The following is an 18,286-nucleotide window of genomic DNA, read 5'->3' as shown; positions in this document are numbered from 1 at the left end:
CTTGACAAAGCGTGCGGCATCTTTTTTGCGCGCTCCCTTTTCGCAGATTTATGAAGGCGGTATTGTCATCAGACTTGATTCGGACGCACCACAGGGCGGTGCAGACGAAATGGGATGTCTTGTCGAAGATGCGGCACATAGGACGGAGACAGACCGGGGATGTCGGTTCAAAATTCGGATCTGCGCGAGCAGACAGTTCAACGCGTTGAAAACACGCAAGCGGGCGTGGCATTGAGCGCACAGACTCTGGTGCGTTTTGGCGCATCTGCGGACGGAAAACCGGTGTTCACTTTTCCTGGAAACGCTCTGGCACGTTGCCGGCTGGCAATCCGTGCGATCCGGACCGGCTTTTCACGGCTTCCCTTTCTGCTTTCCGGCACGTTTTTGGCCGGTTCAGCCACCGTAGCGCTGGCGCAGGATGGACTTGCGGCCAAAGCCGGCGCTCGGCTGTTTTCATCAGGTGAAACCATAACCTATTCGCTTTTCGTGGGTATGCTTTCCGCGACGCTGTTTTCAGTCGTCTGGCTGGTGCGCCAGCGCGGCAATATAGAGGCGGAGAGCAGCGAATTTCGTCAGGCGCTTGCCCAGTCTCACCACAAGATCGCCAAATACGAGGCGCTGATTTCCGACAAGAGCCGCCGCATCGTCATCTGGGATGGCGCAGAAAACCGTCCGGAATTTCTGGGGCAGCTGCCGGCCGAGACAGGCGTGCCGCAGGCGGACCAGGATTTTCTGGCCTTTGGCCGCTGGCTGAAACCGGCATCCGCCAGTCAGCTTGAGAAATCCATTGAAAAACTTCGTAGCCACGCACAGAGTTTCGATCTCACCATCGAAACGCATCGCGGCGAAGTTATCGAGGTTCAGGGCCGAGTTTCCGGCGGCAATGCCTTTGCACGCTTCATCGCCCTCAACAATCTGCGTGCGGAGCTCGCCGAACTGCAGGTGGAGCGTGAACGGCTGATCGCTTCCGTCTCGACTTTCCAGGAACTTCTCGATTCCATCGAGCAGCCCGTCTGGCGTCGCAATGGCGAAGGCGAACTAATCTGGGTGAACCATGCCTATGCGCAGGCAGTGGATGCGCGGAATGCGGAACAGGCCATTCAGGAGAAACGAGAACTTCTGAACACGGTTACCCGGCAGAAGATACGCGCGGCCGCGACCCCGGAATCGCCCTATCACGACCGTATTTCCACGGTGGTTGCGGGTAATCGCAGCTTCTTCGATGTCGTCGACATCAAAACGGCGGGCGGGTCTGCCGGTATCGCCATCGATGCCACCGAGGCCGAAACCATCAGCGAGGAACTGAAGCGGGTTCTGAAGAGCCACGCCGAAACGCTGGATCATCTGGCAACGCCCGTCGCCATTTTCGACGGCCGGCAGCGGCTGCAATTCTATAATCAGGCTTTTGCGACTCTGTGGGGCCTCGACCTCGTGTTCCTCGAATCCGGGCCTGACAATTCAGAGCTTCTCGACAGGTTGCGCACCGCCGGCAAATTGCCCGAGCAGCTCAACTGGAAGAACTGGAAGGAGATGGCGCTCTCCGTATACCGTTCGCTCGATACCAAGACCGATCTCTGGCACCTGCCCAACGGCCAGACACTGCGGGTGATTGCGACGGCCCATCCGCAGGGTGGCGCAACCTGGGTTTTCGAAAACCTGACCGAGCAGGTCGATCTGCAAATGCGCTACAACACATTGGTGAAAGTGCAGGGCGAAACCATCGACCATCTGGCCGAGGGGGTCGCCGTGTTCGGTGCGGACGGTCGTATTCGCCTGTCGAACCCGGCATTCCGGGCGCTGTGGGGCGTGACTGCCGAACAGGCCGAAACCGGAAGGCACATCCGTGCCATCGAAGCCGCCTGCGCACCATCCTACGACGGGCCGGACGGCTGGCGCGCCTTCAGCCAGTTCATAACCAGTTTCGATGATGAGCGGCCATCCCGGCAAGGCACACTGGAACTGCTTTCCGGCCTCGTCCTCGATTATGCGATCATTCCGTTGCCGGATGCGCAGACCATGCTGACCTTTGTCAACATGACGGACAGCGTACGGGCTGAGCGCGCCCTTATGGAAAAGAACGACGCTCTTCTCAAGGCAGATGAGCTGAAGAATGATTTTGTGCAGCATGTTTCCTATGAGCTGCGTTCGCCGCTGACAAACATTATCGGCTTCACCGATCTCCTGAAGACCCCGGGCCTTGGGGAGTTGACGGAGCGGCAGGCGGAATATCTCGACCATATTTCCACGTCCTCCTCGGTCCTTCTGACGATCGTCAATGATATTCTCGATCTTGCGACCGTCGATGCCGGCATCATGCAACTCAATTATTCGGATAATGACCTGAACGAATTGCTCGAAGATGTTTCGGTGCAAATCGCGGACAGGCTGCAGGAAAGCGGCATTTCACTTCAGATCGTCGCCCCGGCTCATCTCGGCAGCCTCGTGGCAGACCACCAGCGCCTGAAGCAAATCCTCATCAAGCTCCTGACCAATGCGATCAATTTCGCGCCGGAAGGGTCTTCAGTTACGCTTTCCTGCCAGCGCAGCGAAGGTGACTTCATATTCTCTGTGGCGGACAAGGGACCGGGCATCCCGGAAGACATGCTGAAAACGGTCTTCGATCGTTTTTCGACCCGCGGCAATGGCGGCCGGCGAACCGGCGCCGGGCTTGGCCTTTCCATTGTCGAAAGTTTCGTCAGTCTCCACCACGGAACGGTTAGCATAGACAGCCGGCCCGGCAACGGCACCACCGTCACCTGCCGCATTCCCTCCGCCACGCGTCCGCATTCCATTGCCGCAGAATGAGCGAAAATGTCTTGCCGATCACCATTCCTCTTGCGGGGGAAAAGGACACCATCAGGCTCGGTGAAGACCTCGCGCTGGCGCTGAAGCCCGGCGATTGTCTGGCGTTGGTCGGCAACCTTGGCGCCGGTAAATCGACGCTTGCCCGCGCCTTCATCCGGGCGATGGCAGACGAGCCGGATCTTGAGGTTCCGAGCCCCACCTTCACCATCATCCAAACCTATGCCACCCGCATTCCGGTCGCCCATCTCGACCTCTACCGGCTTTCGGATGTTTCCGAACTGGATGAGCTCGGCATCGATGAGATGCTGGAGGATGGCATCTGCCTGATCGAATGGCCGGATATAGCAGGAGAGATTCTGCCACCCGGCCAGACCGTAACCCTGACGTTGACGCATTCCGGTGAAGGGCGGATCGCCTCCATCGAGGCTCCGGCAAAACCGAAAGCGCGGCTTGAGCGGGTTTTTGCCATCCGGGAATTCCTCGCTAGAAATGGCAGAGGTGACGCGGTCCGCCGCTTTCTGAGCGGCGATGCTTCCACCCGTGCCTATGAGACCATCTCCACCGATGGCCCGGACCTTATCCTGATGGATTGGCGCCGCCCCTTGAAAGGCGCCATCGTCGCCGACGGCAAGACCTATGCGGAGATTGCCCATCTCGCCCAGGATGCCCGCTCCTTCGTGGCGATCGGTAATTATCTGCGGAATCGCGGCTTTTGCGCGCCGGAGATCATCACGGCGGATATCGACCAAGGCATTCTCCTGTTGCAGGATCTGGGGCGAGATGGAGTGTTAGCCGCCGATGGCGCCCCGATCGAGGAGCGCTATCTGGAAAGCGTTGCCTTTCTGGCGGCACTTCATCAAGCGTCACAACCCGGTCCCCTGCCCGTGGGTGATGGCAGCACCTATGAGGTTCCACCCTTTGACCGGCAGGCGATGAAGATCGAGGTCTCGCTGCTGGTGGAATGGTATCTGCCCTATAAGCGCGGCAGGCCACTGTCCGATGGCGAGAAGCAGGAATATTACGCCATCTGGGACGCTCTGATCGATTCGCTTGCAGATTGCGAAAACGGGCTGCTGCTGCGCGACTTCCATTCGCCAAATATCCTCTGGCAACAGCAGAACGCCGGCATACGACACGTCGGCCTGATCGATTTTCAGGACGCGATGATTGGCCCGACCGCCTATGATCTCGCTTCCATTGTTCAGGATGCCCGGGTTACAATCGAGCCCGGATTGCAGGCACGCCTGCTTTCGCATTATCTCGAGAGCAGGCGACACACGCCTTCTTTCGATGAGGCTGCTTTTCTCAAGGCCTTCTCCATCATGTCGGCGCAGCGCAACTGCAAGCTTGCCGGTATCTGGGTCAGGCTGATGGAACGGGATGGCAAACCCGGTTATATGAAGCATATGCCGCGGACGTTCCGCTATCTCGCCGCAGCGCTTTCGCATCCGGAACTTGCGCCGCTCAGAGACTGGTGCCTGCGCATGGGCATGGACTTTAACGACTGAAAGACGGTTGACCACGATGACGATCAAAAACGCGATGGTGCTGGCCGCCGGGCTCGGTACTCGGATGCGCCCGATCACCGATACGATCCCGAAGCCACTCGTACAGATCGCCGGCAAGCCAATGATCGATTACGTGCTCGACGCTCTTGTGGAAGCCGGTGCCGAAAGAATTGTCGTCAATGTGCACCACCACGCCGAGCAGATGGTCGCCCATCTTCAGCGCCGCGCCGATGCCGAAATCCTGATTTCCGACGAACGCTCCCAGCTGATGAATTCCGGCGGCGGTCTCGCCAAGGGTCTGAAGCTTCTGGAACCCGGCCCGGTCTTCGTCATGAATGCCGATCTCTTCTGGATCGGTGAGCAGCTGCACGTGGCCAGCAATCTGCGCAAGCTCGCACAATTCTTCGATCCCGGTCGGATGGATATGGCACTGCTCTGCGTCGACATGCATCGGACCACCGGCCACAATGGCAAGAGGGATTTCAACCTCGCCGCGGACGGAAGACTGACCCGCCATCACGAGGGCGACACGAACCCCGTCGTCTATGCCGGCGCCATCGCCATGGACTCGCGGCTGCTTGACGACGCACCCGCGGACGCTTTCAACCTGAATATTTACTTCGATCGCGCGATTGAAAAGGCCCGGCTTTACGGGCTGCCGCTGGATGGTCACTGGATTACCGTCGGCACGCCGGACGCCATAGACGATGCTGAGAACATCATCCGGCAATTCAGGGAAAAACGCTCTGCATGACGGGCTCCCACCACGCAAAGCGCGTTCTGACGATCGCCGCGGGAACACCGTTCCTCAAAACGCTTGCGGAAACGCTGTGCGACGGAAGACTGGCGGCAGGCTATCGATATGACCCGGCCGATCCCCTGTCGCTTGCCAAGGTGACGATATATGTGCCGACGCGACGTTCGGCCCGCGTGCTGCGCTCGGAATTCGTCGATCTTCTTGGCGGCCGTTCCGCCATTCTGCCGCTCATCCGGCCCCTTGGCGAAACGGATGACGACAGCGGTTTCTTCGATGTCGAAAACCCTGAGATCATGGATCTCGCGCCGCCGATTTCCGGCACCGGCCGACTGATCGAACTCGCGCGTCTCATCCTTGCATGGCGCAACAGCCTGCCGGACGCCATTCGGGCGATCCATTCCGATTCGCCGCTGGTCGCCCCCGCCAGCCCGGCCGACGCGATATGGCTCGCGCGTGCGCTGGCAGAGGTGATCGACGCGATGGATACGGAAGAAAAAGATTGGGAAGCACTTCAGCATCTCGATACCGGTGATCACGCTCAATGGTGGCAGCTCACGGCCGATTTTCTAAAGATCGCCAGCATCTTCTGGCCCGCCCGGCTCGCCGAACTCAACAGATCTTCGGCCGGACGGCACCGCAACGCCATCCTCCGGGCAGAAGCGAACCGAATTGCCACATTGCGGGACACCGGTCCGATCATCGTCGCTGGCTCGACAGGCTCCATTCCGGCCGCGGCCGATCTCATCGCCGCCGTTGCAGCTTTACCGCAAGGCGTGGTGGTGCTTCCGGGGCTTGATCTTGCCATGCCGGAAGAGCAATGGCAGGCGATCGCCGAGGACCCCACCGATCCTTCGAGCCGCACTCACTCGCAATACGGGCTTTATGTCCTGCTACAGAAACTGGGCATCCTGCGTGACGATGTGGTTCCGATCGGTGCTCTCGACAACGATCTGGAAAAGCGCGCCGCGGTGTTTTCGGCAGCGCTTGCGCCGGCCAAATCCACCAGTGACTGGAACCGATGGCGTGAAGACCGGGATTCCGCAATTTTTGACGATGCCTTTGCAGCGGCCACGCTGATTGAAGCTGCCAACGAGCGCGAAGAGGCCACCGCCATCGCAGTGGCGCTCAGGCTTGCGCTCGAAGCACCAGCCTCGGGACGGCCTTCGCAGGCGGCCCTGATAACACCCGACCGCGGGCTGGCGCGGCGCGTGGCAACGGAGTTGCAACGCTTCGGCATCGAAGCCGACGATTCCGCCGGCACGCCGCTTTCGGCAACGGCCCAGGCCGGCCTCACGCAACTCGCGCTGGAGGCGATCCTGAGACACGGAGACCCGGTGCCGATCATTTCCCTTCTGAAACACCCGCTCGCCCGCTTCGGGCTCTCGAGCGAAGCTTTCACCAGAGCTTCGAAGGCGCTTGAGCTGATTGCGCTGCGAGGCGGCCGCGTCGAAACTGAAGTGGGCAATCTGGAAACGGTTCTTGACACCCAACTCCTTGCGCAACGCGAGGACAGACATCCGCCCGCCTGGCGGCTGGCCCTGCCTGACGGAAGCGTTGACGCCGCGCGCGATCTGGCGCGACGAATTGCAATGGCCACAGAGCCGCTGCGCTCCGCCTTCGTCCGCCGCGACCGATCTGGCCGGGCCTTTACCGACAGGTTGCCTCTTTCCGACTGGGCGGAACGGACCGGCCGCGTGATGGAAGCCATCTGTGGGGATGAAAATACAGATCTTGCCGCTCTCTGGTCTGGCGAGGCCGGAGACAAGCTTTCCAGCCTCTTTGCCGAATTGATGGAAAGCGGAGATATTCTCGACGCGGACGGTCCGCAATGGATCGATATATTCGCGGCGCTTGTGGCAGGGGAATCAATCAAGCCAAGATCGATGCGCCATCCGCGCATCTTCATTTTCGGCGCGCTGGAAGCGCGGCTGCAAAGTGTCGATACGGTCATCATCGGCGGTCTCAATGAAGGCCTCTGGCCGGGCCAAACGGCGAATAATCCGTTTCTTTCCCGCACCATGAAGACTGCGATCGGGCTGGAGCCGCCGGAACGGCGTATCGGCCAGCTCGCGCATGACTTTGAGATGGCCAACGGCACGCGACACATTTTCTACACCCGGGCGCTCAGGCAGGGCTCCACGCCTGCCGTCGCCTCACGCTGGCTACAAAGGCTGCTGGCCTTGGGCGGCGAGGATTTTGCCAAGGTCCTTAAAAAACGTGGCGAGACATATCGCCATTGGGCGGGTCTGATGGATGAGAGCATCGAGCAGGAGGCGGCAAAGCGCCCTTCCCCGAAACCGCCGGCTGAATTGCAGCCGACGCGTTACTCCTTCAGCGAAGTGGGCCGCCTGCGCCGCGACCCCTATTCGATCTATGCGCGGCGCATTCTGAAGCTCGACGCGCTTGACCCGTTCAACCGCGACCCGAACGCAGCCGATCGTGGCACGCTCTACCACACGATCATCGAGCGCTATTCCCGTGAGGGGCACATTCCCGGTACGTCGGCCTCGCTTTCGGCCATGCAGCGCATTCTCGACGAATGTTTCGATGCTGAAAACCTGCCTCCCCATGTGGATGTGATCTGGCGGCCACGTTTTGCAGCGGTGGCGCGCGCCTTCATCGACTGGGAAAAAGAACGTCATCCATCCATTCGTCACAGCTTTTTCGAGGCGCGCGCGGGCCAGGAAATCGTCGAAGCAGGCATAAGGCTCACCGGCGTCGCCGACCGCATCGACATCAAGACAAACGGTCAGGCGGATATTATCGACTACAAGACGGGGCTCGCGCCTTCCGTCAATCAGGCGCGCGCTCTGCTCGATCCGCAGCTTGCGCTGGAGGCGGCAGCATTGATGCGCGGCGCCTTCCGCGAAGCCGGTTCACCCACGCCTGAAAACCTCATCTATGTTCGCCTGCGGCCGGGCGAGCGTTTTTTCGCCGATCAGGTCAATAACGAACATTCCAGCCGAAGCGGGAAAAGACCGCCAAAATCGGCAATTGAGCTCGCGACGGAATCGATAGAACAGCTCACCAAATTCGTTCATTCGCTGCGCAACGGGGAAAACGGCTTCGCCTCGCGCCTGGTGCCGGAAGAACAGCAATCCTACGGCGGGGAATATGATCACCTCGCCCGCGTTTCGGAATGGTCGACGGCAGAACCGGGAGACGGCGATGACGATTGATCCCTTCGATGCCGGTCCTGCTGCCGACACACCTGAAAGCTGGATCGACTGGACCAGCGCCCGGCAGCGGCTTGCTTCCGATCCCGCCAGTTCAGCCTGGGTGTCGGCCAATGCCGGTTCCGGCAAGACCCACGTACTGACCCAGCGCGTCATCCGCCTGCTTCTGGCTGGCTGCCGGCCTTCGGCGATCCTCTGCCTCACCTATACCAAGGCTGCAGCATCGGAAATGTCGAGCCGCGTCTTCGACCGTCTGGCGGAATGGGCTACTTTGCCGGATTCCGATCTCAAGGACCGCATCGCCGCCATCGAAGGCAAGGCGCCGGATCGCATCAAGCTTGCCGAGGCGCGCAGGCTCTTCGCCAAGGCGCTGGAAACACCGGGCGGTTTGAAGATCCAGACAATCCACGCCTTCTGCGAGGCGTTGCTGCACCAGTTTCCGCTGGAAGCCAATGTCGCCGGCCATTTCTCCGTTCTCGACGACCGCGCCGCAACCACGCTGCTGGCTGAGGCGCGCCGTTCGCTCCTGACCGCGGTTTCGACGGAAAGCGATGCGGACCTGGCGCAGGCGCTGGCCTATGTTCTCGATCTCGCCGATGAAAGCGGGTTGGAAGCGCTGCTTTCCGCCATCATCGCCAATCGCAGTGCCCTGCGGGCCTTCCTTCTGGACGCCAAACAGTCAGGCGGCATCGATGCCCGGTTGCGGCAGGCGATGCAGATTGCAGATGGAGAGACCGAAGAAACTGCCGCAGCCGCCTTCTGGCCCCTGCCCGCCCTCTCCGGCCTCGCGCTCGATACGTACCTCACCCTTGCCGACGAGGTGGGTGGATCACGCGTCATCGATGTCGCCTATGCACTCAGGGAAGCAAAACGACAACCAGACGCCGTGCGGCGGATGGAATTCATCGAAGCCGCCCTGCTGACGGCCAAGGGCGAAAAGAAATCGGATGCCTATGTCATCAACAAGGGCATGCAGAAATCCGCCCCCGAACTTCTCGACGCGCTGACGCTGGCGCGGGACCATGTCGTTGCCTGCCGCAACCGTTATCGTCTGGTGCGGATGCTGGCGGCGACCAAATGCGCCCTTGTTCTGGCGGAAAGGCTGATCGGTGATTTCGAAGACCTGAAGAAACAGCGAAGCCAGCTCGATTTCGAAGACCTGATCGAGCGCGCGGCCAACCTCCTCAACCGCGATACTGCGGGTGCGTGGGTGCATTACAAGCTGGATCAGGGCATCGACCATATTCTGGTGGACGAAGCGCAGGATACGAGCCCCGTGCAATGGTCGATCATCCAGTCGCTTGCGGCGGATTTCTTCACTGGCGAGAGCGCCCGCATGGGGCGGCGTACGCTGTTTGCCGTGGGCGATGAAAAACAGTCGATCTATTCATTCCAGGGCGCGCGGCCGGAACGGTTTTCGCAGGAGCGCGAAGAGACCAAGAGACGGGTCGATTCGGTCGAACAGGCCTTTCACCGCATCCGCCTGCCGCTATCCTTCCGATCCACGGAGGATGTGCTGGCGGCTGTCGACCAGGTGTTTTCGGACCCGAATAACGCAAGCGGCCTCAGTGCCGATAACGAGCCGGTGGAGCACCGGTCCAATCGCGCTGGCCATCCCGGCACCGTGGAAGTGTGGGATATGGTGGCACCGGAAACCACCGAGGACGAAGAGGATTGGACAGCCCCCTTCGATGCGCTGCGGGAAAGCGCGCCGGCCACCATAATTGCCCGCCGGATCGCCGCGCGCATCGCCGCTATGATCGGATGCGAGACCATCATCGAAAAAGGCGTGGAGCGCGCCATCGAACCGGGCGACATTCTGGTGCTCGTCAGAAAACGTCATGCCTTCGTCAATGCACTGACCCGGGAGCTGAAACGGCGCAAGAACATACCCGTTGCCGGCGCTGACCGCCTTCGTTTGACCGACCACATTGCCGTGCAGGACCTTCTGGCGCTCGGTCATTTCGTTGTCCTGCCCGAAGACGACCTTTCCCTTGCCGCACTTTTGAAAAGTCCACTCTTCAACCTGACGGAAGACGACGTTTTCGACATTGCCGCCATGCGATCGGAAACGGAGAGCGTCTGGAAACGGCTGCAAATCCTTGCGCAGGAAGATAATAGCCATCTTTCCAGCGTTACCGCCAAGCTGGAAGGTTTTATCGCGCTTTCTAAAACGGCCACCGTGCATGATTTCTTCGCAGCGGTGCTTACACTGCATGACGGACGCAAGAAATTTCTCGGCAGGCTTGGCAACGAGGCAAGCGACGTTCTGGATGAATTCCTGTCCTTCGCGCTGGATCACGAAAGGACCGGCCTGCCCGGCCTGCAGGCCTTTCTCTCCGTCCTGGAAACTGACTCACCGGAGGTGAAGCGGGAGCAGGACAAGGATCGCGGCGAAGTTCGCATCATGACCGTGCACGCCTCCAAGGGGTTGGAAGCACCCGTCGTTTTTGTCGTCGATGGCGGTTCGAAGGCCTTCAATCACAGCCATGTGCCTAAACTGCGTTTTGTCGAAGCAGGTGAAGACGCCTTCCCGGTCTGGTTGCCCGGCAGCGGATTTTCAAACCACCTTATCCGATCGGATGAAGAGCGGCTGAAGACCGCCGCAGAAGATGAATATCGGCGGCTGCTTTATGTGGCCATGACGCGCGCCGCCGATCACCTCGTCGTCTGCGGTTATCGCGGCCAGAAGGAAAATCCCGAATGCTGGCATGCCATCGTCAAAAAGGCGCTTGCCAACAACGAAGACCATTGCAAGCCCCAGCTTTTCACGGCGGATGGTGAGGAATGGCAGGGGCTTGTCTGGCGCAAATCCGAACCGCACTCGACACCTGCTCCACAAAGGCCACCGGAAACGCCGCAGCAGGAAGACTATGCCCTTCCAGCGGGACTTCTTACCCCTTTGCCGGCCCTGCCCTCTCTACCGAGACCACTCAGCCCTTCCGGCGCGGGCACCATCATCGATGACGGTGCGGATGATCTCGCCGTGCGCTCACCGCTGTTCGGGGAGAAAGCCGAGGTTTCTTCATTGGCACTGCAGCGCGGACGGTTGGTGCATCGCATGCTTCAGGCGCTGCCCGATTTTCCGGAGGTCGAACGGGAAGAGGCGGCGCGCCGTTATGCTGACCGCGCGGCGCGGTTCTGGCCTGTTACCGAGCGCGAGCAATTGGTACGGGCCGTTTTGCGTGTCATGTCCGAACCCGCGGTTCAGCCGGCCTTCTCTGCCAACAGTCGCGCGGAAGTGTCGATCATGGGCACGATGGCCCTCGGCCGGCAGCAATATGCAGTCTCCGGCCGCATCGACCGGCTGGCGGTCGAGGGAGATCGCGTCATCCTGATCGATTACAAGACCAACCGAGTGCCGCCCCGCGAAGCGCGTGAAATACCCTTCTCCCATACGGCGCAGCTCGCCATTTATCGGGAAATTCTGGCACCGCTTTATCCCGGCAAGGAATTTGTCTGTGTGCTGATTTATACGGAAAATGCTGCCTTTATAACGGTTGGCGACGATGCGATGAGAGAGGCCCTTGCCGCAATAAAGACAAAGTGAGATACCGGGGCATTGAAATTTCGACGCGCCCGCATCACATCGATAGTGGAAAAGATTTACTGAAAGGAGAGCCAGATATGGCTACCGTAAAAGTCGATGCCGCCAACTTCCAGTCCGAAGTCCTTGATTCCTCCGAACCCGTCGTGGTGGATTTCTGGGCCGAATGGTGCGGCCCGTGCAAGATGATCGCGCCGAGCCTTGAGGAAATTTCCTCCGAGCTGGCCGGCAAGGTCAAGGTCGCAAAGCTGAATATCGACGAAAACCCGGAACTGGCCGCTCAGTTCGGCGTTCGCTCCATCCCGACGCTCGCCATTTTCAAAAGCGGTGAAGTGGCTGACATCAAGGTTGGCGCTGCTCCCAAGACAGCGCTTTCGGCCTGGATTTCCGGCGCCGCATAAGCATTATCAATGGAATGAAAGAAGCCCGGCAGCGATGCCGGGCTTTTTTATTGCGGCACTGTGCCGTTCAGGGCAAGTGCATTGCCAGCAAGGTAAAGCGAACCGCCGATCAGGATGCGCGGTGCCGGTCCTTCAGGGTCGAAGCGGCGCGACAACTCTTCCAGAGCATGTGTCAGAGACGATGTTGGCGCTGCAACGAGGCCAGCATCGAAGGCGGCATGGGCGAGTACTACAGGGTCGATCGCTGCATCCGTGCCGCCGATCGGCACGGTAAAGACATATTCGGCGATATCGGCGAAGGCCTTGAAATAGCCCACCGGATCCTTGGTGTTGATGAGGCCAGCGATGATGAAGAGCGGCCGCGGCGTCTTTTCCTCAAAACCCGCCATTGCCTCTGCAATCACTTCACCCGCACCGGGGTTATGGCCACCGTCGATCCAGATTTCCGCATCTTTCGGCGCCATTTCAGCGATTTTTCCAGTCAGGATGCGCTGAAGACGACCGGGCCATTCCACCGTGGTCATGGCCTTTTCGATCATCCGCTCCGTCACCTCAAAACCGGCAGCCTTGACGGCGCGGATCGCGGCGGCGGCATTGGCAAGCTGGTGACGGCCCGGGAGCCGTGGCAGCGGCGCATCCGTCAGTCCGAACTCGTCCTGATAGACCATGCGGCCGAATTCTTCATGGGCGGAAAAATCCTGGCCATAGACGGACGCCGGGCAACCGAGACGCTCCGCCGTGGCGACAAGTGTGTCGAGCGCCGCATCATATTCCTGATGGCCAATGACGACGGGTGAGCCCTTTTTCATGATTCCCGCCTTTTCGGCGGCGATCAACTCGACGCGGTCACCGAGATAAGCCTGGTGATCAAGCGAAATCGGCATGATGATGGAAACCGCCGGGTTATTGATGACATTGGTCGCATCGAAACGGCCGCCCAAGCCAACCTCAACGATCGCGGCATCGGCGGGCTGTTCCGCAAAAAGCACGAACATAGCCGCAGTCAGGATTTCGAAAACCGTGATTGTCTGACCTGCATTGGCAGTTTCAATGCGGCGCAGCGCGTCCGCAAATATCTCGTCTTTGACGTAACGGCCTTTATCGCCCGCCACGCCGATACGGTATCGTTCGTGCCAATTTACCAGATGCGGTGAGGTATGAACGTGGACGGAGAGCCCTGCAGCCTCGAGGAGGGCACGGCAAAAGGCAGTAACCGAACCCTTGCCATTGGTGCCGGCTACATGGATCACCGGCGGCATTCTGTTTTGTGGATTGCCGAGTTTTTCGAGAAGACGGGAAATTCTGTCGAGTGAAAGATCAAAGCCCTTGGGGTGGAGCTGCATCAGCTCTTCAATGATCTTTTCTGCCTCACCGATCGCGGGCTTCGTCATGTCTTCCGTTCGCCTTTCAGGCGTTTTGCTTGTCATTTGTCCGCCGCCCCAAAAATGAAATCAGGCAACGTATAACATCATCCCGGAGGCAATTTATGCCTCCGGGCGACATATTTTTTTTCTCAGGCCGAAACGGCCAGGGGGACGACGGCGTTTGCGTTGTCAGCGGGCGCCTTGGTCATGATTTTGAGCAGATTAGCCAGCGTGTCCGGGATTTCGCGACGATCAATGACCATATCCACCATGCCGTGCTCCAGCAGGTATTCCGAGGTCTGGAAGCCTTCCGGCAGCTTTTCGCGAATGGTCTGCTCGATAACGCGCTTGCCGGCGAAGCAGATTTCAGCGCCCGGTTCGGCAATATGCACGTCGCCGAGCATGGCGTAGGAGGCCGTGACACCGCCTGTGGTCGGGTTCGTCAGAACCACGATGTAAGGCATGCCAGCTTCCTTCAGCATGTTTACCGCAACCGTGGTGCGCGGCAACTGCATCAGCGAAAGAATGCCTTCCTGCATGCGGGCGCCACCGGAGGCCGGGAACATGACAAGCGGGCAGCGCTCGGAGATGGCACGCTCAAAGGCCTTGACGATCGCTTCGCCGGCGGCGATGCCGAGCGAGCCGCCCATGAACTGGAATTCATGCACGACGGCGACGATCTTCAGGCCCTTCAGCAAGCCAACGCCGGCAAGGATAGTATCCTCCTGCTCGGTCTTCGCGCGGCTATCACGCAGGCGATCGGTGTATTTCTTGGAATCGCGGAACTTCAATGGGTCCTGCGCCACCTTCGGCTGCGGCAGAGCCTCATAAACGCCGCCATCGAAAAGATCCGCAAGACGCGCCTTGGCCGGCATCTTCATATGATAGCCGGACGCCGGAATGACCCACTTGTTGTCTTCCAGATCCTTGTGGAAGACCATTTCGCCCGTTTCCGGGCACTTGATCCAAAGATTTTCCGGAACCTCCGGGCGGCGGCCGAGCATGGAATTAATCCGCGGCCGAACGTAATTGGTGATCCAGTTCAACTGTCTACTCCTGACTGGGCCGCGCGCTTATTCTGCAGCGGCGAGGCGTGATGCACGCACGCCCGTTGAAAGTCCTTTTACCAGCGTCGTAACGGCCGGCACGGTGTCTGCGGTCGCCTGTCCATCCTTTGTCAGGCTGCCGGCAATCTGGTTGACGATGGCGGAACCCACCACCACACCGTCCGCCACGGCACCGATTGCCTTCGCATGATCAGCCGTCTTGACACCGAAACCGACACAGACCGGCAGTTCCGTATGCGCCTTGATACGACCGACAGCGCCCGAGATCAACGACGGATCGGGAAGCGCTGAACCGGTGATACCGTTCATCGAGACGTAATACACGAAACCTGAGGTATTTTTAAGGACGGTCGGCAGGCGTTTGCCATCGGTGGTCGGCGTTGCAAGACGGATGAAGTTGATGCCGCGCGCAAGCGCCGGAATGCAGAGCTCATCGTCCATTTCCGGCGGCAGATCGACCACAATCAGGCCATCGATGCCTGCCGCCAGTGCGTCGTCGAGAAATTTTTCGACGCCATAGATATAGATCGGGTTGTAATAGCCCATCATCACGATCGGCGTTGCATCGTCTTCCTTTCGGAACTCCCGAGCAAGATCGAGCGTGGTTTTCAGCGTCTGTCCGCCTTTGAGCGCGCGCTGGCCAGCGAGCTGAATGGCCGGGCCATCCGCCATCGGGTCGGAAAATGGCATACCGAGTTCGATAACGTCGGCACCGGCTTCCGGCAGCGCCTTCATGATGCCAAGCGAGGTCTGGAAATCCGGGTCGCCGCCCATGAAATAGGTAATCAGGGCCGGGCGATTTTCCGCGCGCAGATCGGCGAAGCGCTTGTCCATACGTGCAGTCATGATCTTATACATCCATTCCAAGGAACTTGCTGACGGTGTGGACATCCTTGTCGCCGCGGCCGGAGAGATTCATCAGGATGATCTCGTCCTTGCCCATTTTCGGCGCACGCTTGATGACCTCGGCCAATGCATGGCTCGGCTCCAGAGCCGGAATGATGCCTTCAAGGCGGGTTAGCATCTGGAAGGCATCCAGCGCCTCATGGTCCATGATCGGCACATATTCGACGCGGCCGATGTCGTTCAGCCAGGAATGTTCAGGGCCGATACCGGGATAATCGAGGCCTGCGGAGATCGAATGGCCTTCCTTGATCTGACCATCTGCATCCTGCAGCAGATAGGTGCGGTTGCCATGCAGCACGCCCGGCGACCCGGCAGTGATTGAAGCGCAATGCTCTTCGCCCGAAAGGCCCTTTCCACCCGCCTCGACGCCGACGATGCGGACGCTCTTGTCATCAAGGAAAGGATGGAAGATGCCGATGGCGTTCGAGCCGCCGCCAACTGCCGCAATGACCATATCCGGCAGACGGCCTTCCGCTTCCAGCATCTGCGCCTTGGCTTCCTCGCCGATAACGGCCTGGAAATCGCGGACCATTTCCGGATAGGGGTGTGGGCCAGCGGCAGTACCGATCAGGTAATAAGTGTCGTCGACATTGGTGACCCAGTCACGCAGTGCCTCGTTCATGGCATCCTTCAGCGTGCCGTGGCCGGCCGTGACCGGCTTTACCTCTGCGCCGAGAAGCTTCATACGGAACACGTTCGGGGCCTGACGCGCGACGTCCGTCGCGCCCATGTAAACGACGCAGGGCAGACCGAAACGTGCCGCCACCGTGGCCGAAGCAACGCCGTGCTGGCCGGCACCGGTCTCCGCGATGATGCGGGTCTTGCCCATGCGCTTGGCAAGCAGGATCTGGCCGAGGCAATTGTTGATCTTGTGTGAACCCGTGTGGTTCAGTTCTTCGCGCTTGAAGTAAATCTTCGCGCCGCCAAGTTCCGCCGTCAGCCGCTCCGCAAAATAAAGCGGGCTCGGACGACCGGTATAGTGCGCGCCGAGATGCTTGAGTTCCGCCTGGAACGCGGGATCGGTTTTGGCCTTGTCCCATTCCGCCTGCAAATCCAGAATGAGTGGCATCAGCGTTTCAGCAACGAAGCGACCTCCGTAAATGCCGAAACGTCCGTCCTCATCAGGACCAGCGCGAAAAGAATTGGGTGTTGGCGCGTCGTTCACTTCAAGCTCCCTTTGGGCCTTTCGACCAATCATTCACCACATCGAAAAAAGCGTCGATCATGGACAGATCCTTGACGCCCGGCGCGCTTTCGACGCCAGATGACAAATCTAGTCCGCTCGCCCGGGTTTCTGCCAGAGCCTCGGCGACATTGTCCTTGTTCAGTCCCCCGGAAAGCATGTAATCGATGCTTCCGTCAAGGGAGCGCAGGATGGTCCAGTCGAAGGAAACACCGTTGCCGCCCGGAAGCTCAGAACCAGCGGGCGCCTTGGCATCCAGCAGAAAACGATCGGCTATCCCGTTATAAGGGCCAATTTTGGCAAGATCAGCGGCATCGCGAATGGAAATCGCCTTCATGACCGGCAAGCCGTAAAGCGCCTTGATGGTCAACAGCCGCTCCGGGCTTTCACTGCCGTGCAGCTGCAGAATGTCAGGTTTTACAAGATCGACGATTTCATCGAGATAATCATTATCGGCATTGACGGTGACGGCGACCACCTTGGCTGCGCCACGGGCGGCTTCGGCCAGCTTACCCGCTAAATCGGGCTCGATGTTGCGTGGACTTTTTTCAAAGAAAATAAAACCGACATGCGACGCGCCGCGCCTGATGGCGCGCTCTAGCGCTTCCGGTGTCTTCAATCCGCAAATCTTGATATCCGGTTTCATATCCGCGACCTGACACGAAATGCGACGAGAGTCGAGCCAAATCGCATCCGTGATTGATGGAATGTTTCACGTGAATCCAGATGGCGATTGACGCCCTAAGTTTCAATCGAAATCGATGGCGTGGAGTTTGGAGCCATTATGTTTCAGCCAGTCCTTGGCTTCATCGGTGTGCGGGCAGAGTTTTTCGCACAAAGCCCAGAATTTCGGTCCGTGGTTCATTTCCCTTAAATGCGCGACCTCGTGGGCGGCGAGATAATCGATGACCTTTTCCGGAGCCATGACTATGCGCCAGGAAAAGCTCAGGTTTCCATCATGGGAACAGGAACCCCAACGGCTGCGTGTATCCTTCATGCTGATCGATCGCACCGGCCGGCCGGCCGCTCTGGCATGAACGGCCACAAGCCGCTCGAGGTCGGCCTTCGCCTCCTTTTTCAGGAAGGCCGCTATCCGCCGTCTCAGATGCTCGGGCGCGCCGCTGACTTTCAGAACGGGCGCGCCATCGGCGTCTTTCACGACGTGCGTCAGGCCGCGCAGGCTGCCCGTATGGTCAATACGGTGGGCTATACCCCTGATATCGATGGTCGTGCCGGAACGCAGACCGTCATCAGGACTGAACTTCGGAAGTTTGCCTTCTAGCCAGCCCTGATGTCTCTCGAGAAAATCATCCACCTGGCGATGATGCAGACCCATTGGGATCGTCAGCTTCAGCGCCCGGCCGCCCGGCTCGATGCGCAAGGTAATGCGCGTCGCCCGCGGGTTCTCCCTGACGGTGATCGGCACCTGCCGGCCTGCCACCGAGACGGTGCGCTGGCTCGGCACGACCTTCTTTGGCGCCGGGGACTTCAGGGATTTTCTGAGGAGCGAAAACATGAAGCCTTCATAACCGATTCGTCCATCCCTTGGCCACGCAAATGCGCGGCGTCACC

The 18,286-nt window shown here is 59.5% G+C and carries 12 protein-coding genes; 6 read left to right on the top strand and 6 right to left on the bottom strand.

The features are described 5' to 3' along the window. Positions 1-159 precede the first annotated feature (159 nt). The 6 genes from ACZ47E_RS12355 (at position 160) to trxA (ending at position 12,194) form a co-directional block, all read left to right on the top strand. On the top strand, positions 160-2,805 hold the full coding sequence (locus ACZ47E_RS12355) for a sensor histidine kinase (RefSeq protein WP_136882870.1): 2,646 nt from the start codon (positions 160-162) through the stop codon (positions 2,803-2,805). Next, entirely contained in the window at positions 2,802-4,313 is a 1,512-nt protein-coding gene (tsaE, locus tag ACZ47E_RS12350; protein ID WP_107340736.1) for a tRNA (adenosine(37)-N6)-threonylcarbamoyltransferase complex ATPase subunit type 1 TsaE, read from the top strand. The genes ACZ47E_RS12355 and tsaE overlap by 4 nt, the downstream gene beginning before the upstream one ends. Positions 4,314-4,329: 16 nt before the next feature. Then, positions 4,330-5,067, top strand: a complete 738-nt coding sequence (locus ACZ47E_RS12345) for a nucleotidyltransferase family protein (RefSeq protein ID WP_278067116.1) — start codon at positions 4,330-4,332, stop codon at positions 5,065-5,067. After that, the gene (gene addB / locus ACZ47E_RS12340; RefSeq protein ID WP_278067115.1) at positions 5,064-8,249 is read left to right on the top strand and encodes a double-strand break repair protein AddB; all 3,186 of its coding nucleotides are present in this window, start codon (positions 5,064-5,066) and stop codon (positions 8,247-8,249) included. The genes ACZ47E_RS12345 and addB overlap by 4 nt, the downstream gene beginning before the upstream one ends. Further along, a complete protein-coding gene (gene addA / locus ACZ47E_RS12335) occupies positions 8,239-11,796 on the top strand; it encodes a double-strand break repair helicase AddA (protein WP_278067114.1) in 3,558 nt (1,185 codons plus the stop codon). Before addB ends, addA begins: the two co-directional genes overlap by 11 nt. A 77-nt stretch (positions 11,797-11,873) precedes the next feature. After that, positions 11,874-12,194 (top strand): thioredoxin, encoded by a 321-nt coding sequence (gene trxA, locus ACZ47E_RS12330; RefSeq protein WP_278067113.1) that lies wholly within the window; start codon positions 11,874-11,876, stop codon positions 12,192-12,194. Positions 12,195-12,241: 47 nt separating this feature from the next. Here the strand turns inward: trxA and ACZ47E_RS12325 are convergent, their stop codons facing one another. From ACZ47E_RS12325 to ACZ47E_RS12300, 6 genes are all read right to left on the bottom strand, one after another. Beyond that, positions 12,242-13,621, bottom strand: coding sequence for a bifunctional folylpolyglutamate synthase/dihydrofolate synthase (locus ACZ47E_RS12325; protein ID WP_464016859.1), 1,380 nt, complete (start codon positions 13,619-13,621; stop codon positions 12,242-12,244). Between the two features lie 86 nt (positions 13,622-13,707). Further along, positions 13,708-14,604, bottom strand: coding sequence for an acetyl-CoA carboxylase, carboxyltransferase subunit beta (accD, locus tag ACZ47E_RS12320; RefSeq protein ID WP_006700113.1), 897 nt, complete (start codon positions 14,602-14,604; stop codon positions 13,708-13,710). Positions 14,605-14,631: 27 nt separating this feature from the next. Then, entirely contained in the window at positions 14,632-15,471 is an 840-nt protein-coding gene (gene trpA, locus ACZ47E_RS12315; RefSeq protein ID WP_004444282.1) for a tryptophan synthase subunit alpha, read from the bottom strand. 4 nt (positions 15,472-15,475) lie between these two features. Beyond that, positions 15,476-16,696, bottom strand: coding sequence for a tryptophan synthase subunit beta (gene trpB, locus ACZ47E_RS12310; RefSeq protein ID WP_035208049.1), 1,221 nt, complete (start codon positions 16,694-16,696; stop codon positions 15,476-15,478). 1 nt (position 16,697) lies between these two features. Beyond that, the gene (locus ACZ47E_RS12305) at positions 16,698-17,360 is read right to left on the bottom strand and encodes a phosphoribosylanthranilate isomerase (protein WP_004444276.1); all 663 of its coding nucleotides are present in this window, start codon (positions 17,358-17,360) and stop codon (positions 16,698-16,700) included. 102 nt (positions 17,361-17,462) lie between these two features. Then, positions 17,463-18,230: a M48 family metallopeptidase gene (locus ACZ47E_RS12300; protein ID WP_278067111.1), complete on the bottom strand. Its 768-nt coding sequence runs from the start codon at positions 18,228-18,230 to the stop codon at positions 17,463-17,465. Positions 18,231-18,286 lie beyond the last annotated feature (56 nt).

Source organism: Agrobacterium sp. 5Ca39 (assembly GCF_055382365.1).
The sequence above is the reverse complement of the archived record's forward strand: the minus strand, read 5'-3'. Positions and strand labels throughout refer to the sequence as shown.

What these genes read in the sequence shown, in the direction of transcription:
- ACZ47E_RS12305 (WP_004444276.1), bottom strand. Translation starts at nt 17,360, where the DNA reads ATGAAACCGGATATCAAGATTTGCGGATTGAAGACACCGGAAGCGCTA.
- trpA (WP_004444282.1), bottom strand. Translation starts at nt 15,471, where the DNA reads ATGACTGCACGTATGGACAAGCGCTTCGCCGATCTGCGCGCGGAAAAT.
- ACZ47E_RS12345 (WP_278067116.1), top strand. Translation starts at nt 4,330, where the DNA reads ATGACGATCAAAAACGCGATGGTGCTGGCCGCCGGGCTCGGTACTCGG.
- tsaE (WP_107340736.1), top strand. Translation starts at nt 2,802, where the DNA reads ATGAGCGAAAATGTCTTGCCGATCACCATTCCTCTTGCGGGGGAAAAG.
- ACZ47E_RS12325 (WP_464016859.1), bottom strand. Translation starts at nt 13,621, where the DNA reads ATGACAAGCAAAACGCCTGAAAGGCGAACGGAAGACATGACGAAGCCC.
- trxA (WP_278067113.1), top strand. Translation starts at nt 11,874, where the DNA reads ATGGCTACCGTAAAAGTCGATGCCGCCAACTTCCAGTCCGAAGTCCTT.
- ACZ47E_RS12300 (WP_278067111.1), bottom strand. Translation starts at nt 18,230, where the DNA reads ATGTTTTCGCTCCTCAGAAAATCCCTGAAGTCCCCGGCGCCAAAGAAG.
- addA (WP_278067114.1), top strand. Translation starts at nt 8,239, where the DNA reads ATGACGATTGATCCCTTCGATGCCGGTCCTGCTGCCGACACACCTGAA.
- addB (WP_278067115.1), top strand. Translation starts at nt 5,064, where the DNA reads ATGACGGGCTCCCACCACGCAAAGCGCGTTCTGACGATCGCCGCGGGA.
- ACZ47E_RS12355 (WP_136882870.1), top strand. Translation starts at nt 160, where the DNA reads ATGTCGGTTCAAAATTCGGATCTGCGCGAGCAGACAGTTCAACGCGTT.